Here is a 522-nt window from a genome sequence, read left to right as displayed (position 1 = left end):
TGTTGCCATACGAGACAGATGTGTTGCCGTCGGTGACCGCGATCGCGTGCGGAGTCAGCGCCGCCTGCGCCTGGAACAACTCAGGCACCGTGGCCTGCGGAACGGGCAGGCCAGTGTCGTTGTACTCGGCCAGCAGCCGGGTGCGCTCTTCCGGCTGGAGGATGTCGATGTCGCCGATGCGCTGATCGGCGTCGGAGACCATCGCCTCGACCACGTGGCACAACCGCTCCACCATCCGCTGCGCAGCGGCTTCGTCGAACAGATCGGTGTCGTGCCCGAGGTCCAGCCGAAGCGTCTCCCCAGGCAGCACCACCAGACTCACCGGGTAATGCACGTCGTCGCGGCCTTCGCCCCCGATGATCGTCAGCCCGCCGGGGACGTCGTCGCCCTCAACGCCGATGGGGTAGTTCTCGAACACGTAGAGGGTGTCGAAGAGTTCACCCTCGCCGACCAGGCCCTGAATGTCGGTCAGGCCCAGATACTGGTGATCACTGAGCCGGGACTGCTCCTCCTGCACCCGGG

1 protein-coding gene is annotated in these 522 nt (G+C 66.1%); it reads right to left on the bottom strand.

Annotation, left to right across the window (positions count from 1 at the left end):
• A partial coding sequence (locus G6048_RS48540) for a condensation domain-containing protein (RefSeq protein WP_235991180.1) occupies window positions 1-522 on the bottom strand: 522 nt, incomplete at both ends.

It is taken from the genome of Streptomyces ureilyticus (assembly GCF_011045025.1).
Taxonomy (GTDB): domain Bacteria; phylum Actinomycetota; class Actinomycetes; order Streptomycetales; family Streptomycetaceae; genus Streptomyces; species Streptomyces ureilyticus.
This window is presented reverse-complemented; position numbering and strand designations above follow the sequence as displayed.